3 protein-coding genes and 1 pseudogene are annotated in these 4,505 nt (G+C 42.4%); all 4 read left to right on the forward strand.

The window, feature by feature from the left end; all coding sequences use genetic code 11:
* Window positions 1-1,121 (forward strand): annotated as a pseudogene (locus tag ACFFAP_RS36340) (hypothetical protein); the annotation flags it as partial.
* A 106-nt stretch (window positions 1,122-1,227) separates the two neighbouring features.
* The gene (locus ACFFAP_RS36345) at window positions 1,228-2,010 is read left to right on the forward strand and encodes a MinD/ParA family protein (RefSeq protein ID WP_375515758.1); all 783 of its coding nucleotides are present in this window, start codon (window positions 1,228-1,230) and stop codon (window positions 2,008-2,010) included.
* Between the two features lie 102 nt (window positions 2,011-2,112).
* Window positions 2,113-3,279, forward strand: a complete 1,167-nt coding sequence (locus ACFFAP_RS36350; RefSeq protein WP_375515759.1) for a DUF7005 family protein — start codon at window positions 2,113-2,115, stop codon at window positions 3,277-3,279.
* A 91-nt stretch (window positions 3,280-3,370) separates the two neighbouring features.
* A complete protein-coding gene (locus tag ACFFAP_RS36355) occupies window positions 3,371-4,471 on the forward strand; it encodes a cyclic nucleotide-binding domain-containing protein (RefSeq protein WP_375515760.1) in 1,101 nt (366 codons plus the stop codon).
* Window positions 4,472-4,505: the final 34 nt, after the last annotated feature.

Raw genomic sequence — 4,505 nt, forward strand, 5'->3', positions numbered from 1 at the left:
TCAAAGCTGTAGCCCTTATTTCGTATAGCTTAGAGCTTTTCTTAGTGCCATTCGAAACTAAACCAAAGTTTCGTCTAGATATTCAGTTAAATGGCAACCTCCACCATATAGAGATTGCATTCACTGAACGTTGGCAGCTTAAAGAGCTACTAGATCAGTTACCAGATTTAGGCAAATGGGATACTCGTCTGACTCTAGAGGTACGCTCTTTTAACCAAGATAACGTCTGTCTGCAAGTTACTTCACCTATGCTGTTAGTCTACGAAGGAGATTTAAAGGCTGATGTTAGCAATCCTATTAATGAGCGTCACAACCAAACAGGATTCTGGAGAAACATACCAAACCAACGTCATTTCTTTCTATCGATCAGCCCATTACTGCTAGTCTTTTTGCTAACAGAGTGGCTTTTTCTAGCTGGTACACAATCCTTTACAAGTGTACTTGCCTTTGCTGGTGTACTTGGTAACTCCCTTGTTGGTGGTATTTTCCCAGTTTTACTGTTGGTTTCTAGTCGGCGCAAAGGGGAGTTAATACCCGGAGTGGTCTTCAAGATTCTCAATCATCCATTGTTCAGCGTGGGTATGTACAGCCTATTTTTAGCCATCCTACTTGTCCACGGTCTTTTCATCTGGGAAAATTCTCTGGCGCGAATCTGTGCATTGGGCATTGCTGCGTTGTCCTTGGGAGCAACTCTAGTGATGAAACGCCATGGTGCATTCGCTTCCCGTGTGGTGGTAGAACTACGAGAAGACCAGCAGCAAGGAGGACGATCCTTGTTCACTATTACTGCTGGCGGACAACCAAAAATAGCAGAAGTACTGCTGGGATATGCCGAGGGTGAGCAACATCATCAAACAGCAGCTGTCGAGATGCTATCACTCTCATCCCTACGCTATGCCACGTTCCAGTTACCAAATATGGGGGAAAAAGAATTGAGAGTTTGGGCACACAAAAGTAACTCCCAAGTTGGTTCCAAAATTCTGCCAGCACTTGTAGAAGTGCAGAATGGAAACAAGAATATGCAGTTTGACTTGAAGCTATCTAATGGAAAAATTTTGCTACCTCTAGTGAGCGATCGCTGCTGGTTAAAGTTTACCTTTCCAGAGCGATCGTTGTCTTGAAAAAGGGAGGAGGGAATGGGGAGTGGGGAATAGGAGAAGCAGGGGAAGAATTTCTAACTATTGACTAATGACAAATGACAAATGACCAATGACAAAAAGGTAATTTATGGCACAAATTATTTCAGTTCACTCATTCCGTGGCGGCACTGGTAAATCAAACTTGATTGCCAACATAGCTTCTACTATGGCACTTCAAGGGCAACGTGTAGGGATTATTGATACTGACATTCAATCACCAGGAATTCATGTAATTTTTGGTCTTGATGAGAACAAAATGGTATATACCCTCAACGACTACTTATGGGGACGCTGTAATATTCAAGACGCGGCCTCTGATGTTACTCATGCTCTAATTGCAGAGCATACAACTACAGTCAAGGGAAGTCTTTACTTGGTTCCTTCTAGTATTAAGGCGGGTGAAATTGCCAGGGTTCTACGTGAGGGGTATGATGTAGTCCGGCTCAACGATGGTTTTCAAGAACTCATTCGGACTCTGAAGCTGGACTATCTGTTAATTGATACTCACCCCGGATTGAATGAAGAAACCTTACTTTCCATCGGCATCTCTAATATTCTAATAGTTATCCTGCGTCCAGATAATCAAGACTTCCAAGGTACTGCTGTGACAGTGGATGTAGCTCGTAAACTGAAAGTGCCAAAAATGCTGATGGTAATCAATAAGGCGTTACCAGCATTAGATTTTGCAGACTTGCAAGAACAAGTAGAGAAAATTTATAACGTTCCGGTGGCTGGAATTTTGCCCCTTTCAGAAGACATGGTGCAGTTAGCTAGCAAAGGTATTTTCAGTCTGCACTACTCTGGGCATCCCATCAGTCAGGCAATTAAAGGGATTGCGGATAAGATTACAGGTTTAGTTGTTAGTCGTTGATTAGGAATTAGGAGTTAGGAGTGAGAAGTTAGGAGTTAAGAGTTTATCTCCCCCTGCTTCCCCTGCTCCCCCTATTCCCCTCTTTCAAAATGAGGCTTACCTATGATTGACCAACAATCATTTCGTACTGATGTTCTAACTTACTTTGGAGCAACTGCTGCTCAAGTAGAAGAACTATTGATATATAACCAAAACGTTTTTAAGCACAACAACCTAATTGATTCCGTCCAGTTTCCCTTAAATCCTGAACCCCATGTAGCTGCTTGGGAGGAATACGCGGTTGCGGCAAAAGTTATAGGAGCATTTGAGGCACTCAAGGAGCGCTTGGTGCAGTTGAGATTTCCCATTCAAGAGGGGATAAGCCAGACCCAAGCGTATCGAACTGCCACTCGTAAGGGTGTCGTAGTAGATGGCATGGCAGAGGCGACTGGTTTAATCTTGCAACAACCTCAGCAACTCCAATTAATACTACATCAAAGTTTAGCTGGAACTATCCCAGTATTGTTAGTTAGAAACAGAGAGGATTTTGTCTCTCTAGTACAAGCCTTGACAAAACGAAACGAACCCCAGCCAATCCCTGCGTCTATGGGAGCCTGTATAGTAAGTGGGTTTAACAACTGGGATAGAATTCGTCAGTATCGCCGACAATGGGAAACTCTAAATCCTGGTAATTGCTCTGAAACTAGCTGGACAGAAGAGTTTCAACGGTTAATACCGCAAAAACAGCTTTATCAAGATACATTTATTATTTTGAGTGACGGCTTCTATAGCAACGTTTGTCCAAGCAACCTGGGGTTTGAAGAATCCCAATGGCAGCGCTTATCTTTAACAATTCGGCTGGAACATGAATGTACTCACTACTTCACACGTCGCTTGTTTGGCTCGATGCGAAACAATATACTCGACGAGCTAATTGCCGATTACAGGGGTATTGTAGCCACTATAGGATATTATCGAGCCGATTGGTTCTTGTACTTTCTGGGGTTGGAGTCTTTTCCTAATTACCGGGAAGGAGGCAGACTGCAAAACTACCGGGGTCAACCTCCACTTTCTGATGGGGCATTTGAGATTTTACAGGTGTTAGTGAAGGCAGCCGCTGAAAATTTGCAGCGCTTTCATAGTGAATATGCAAGTGAAGCGATTATCAATAACCAAGCCCAGATATTAGTTGCACTATCTTATCTAACATTAGAGGAATTAGCTACCCCAGAAGCCACCTTGCACATCCAAAAAACTTTAAACAATTTACCAACAACCCTCCCCATATAGGTCTGTGGAGGAGCCTTTTCCAGTAGTGATACAGCGCTGCACCTGTGCGTTTTTCTTCCTTATCCTTAACAAAACATCAGGTAATTAATTTATGAGAGAAGTTTTATTGAAAGAATTAGCTAACAGTGACATTAATTGGATGGTTGCTAAAGGTTATCAAAGGGAAATAGCCCCTGGCACTGTACTCATCGAAGCAGGGAAAACTGCTGATTGCTTACATATTCTTCTGGAAGGGATGTTAACAGTTATTATCTCTCAACCTGATAACAATCCTCTGACTCGTGCTTTTGCAGCCATCGAAGGTGTTGAAAGCACAAGTCAAGAGATTGCGAGATTATCTAGTGGTGAGGTTGTGGGAGAAGTTCCCTTTGTAAGTACATACCTAACAAACACCACTGTTAAGGCTGTAGAAAAATCACTAGTAATGTCGATTCCTCAGTCAGAATTGACAGCAAAATTGCAACAGGATGTGGGTTTTGCTTCACGCCTTTATCGAGCGATCGCAATTATGCTGGCAGATAAACTAGAAAGTATTATCAATCAGCTTGGCCGTCGTAACTTAGCACAAGGTCAGCTGCTAAGAGATGTGCTGTTTGTGTTAGGAGAATTGCATGATAGTGATATCGATTGGATGATAGCTTGTGGGAAACCGCAAAAAATTCCTGCTAATACTGTACTCATCCATGAAAGAGGCCCTGTGGATGCGTTGTATATTCTTTTAAATGGAACAATGTCAATGTCTATTGCTGAGGATGAACGTAATCCATTGACTCGTGCTTTTGCTGCAATAGAAGGTAGTGAAATTTCCGGTAGAGAAATAGCAAGATTATCGAAAGGCGAAATCATCGGAGAAACGCCCTTCATTGATGGTCGCCTACCTTCTGCAACTGTTAAGACGATTGAGGACTCAATTGTTCTGTTGATTTACCGACAGGGATTGGCAGTAAAATTACAGCAGGATATAGGATTTGCATCTCGTTTTTATAGTGCGATCGCTACTTTGCTTTCCAGTAGATTGCAAGGACTACACAGCCGCCTTGGTTATGGTAGGCGGGTTTATAGCAAAGATTTACCGTTAACTGAAAATATGGAATATGAGCATGAATTGAATTATAGCGTTTTAGATGGTGTGGCGATCGCAGGTAAAAGGTTTGATTGGATGGTGGAGAGGTTAGGGACTTCCAAGGAATAAATTACTCAACAAAAATCATAAGCTTACATTTAAA

Origin of the sequence: uncultured Nostoc sp., assembly GCF_964245575.1 — a bacterium.
Classification (GTDB): domain Bacteria; phylum Cyanobacteriota; class Cyanobacteriia; order Cyanobacteriales; family Nostocaceae; genus Nostoc.

Excerpts from the sequence above, each read along its gene's own strand:
- ACFFAP_RS36345 (WP_375515758.1), top strand. The coding sequence starts at position 1,228 with ATGGCACAAATTATTTCAGTTCACTCATTCCGTGGCGGCACTGGTAAA.
- ACFFAP_RS36350 (WP_375515759.1), top strand. The coding sequence starts at position 2,113 with ATGATTGACCAACAATCATTTCGTACTGATGTTCTAACTTACTTTGGA.
- ACFFAP_RS36355 (WP_375515760.1), top strand. The coding sequence starts at position 3,371 with ATGAGAGAAGTTTTATTGAAAGAATTAGCTAACAGTGACATTAATTGG.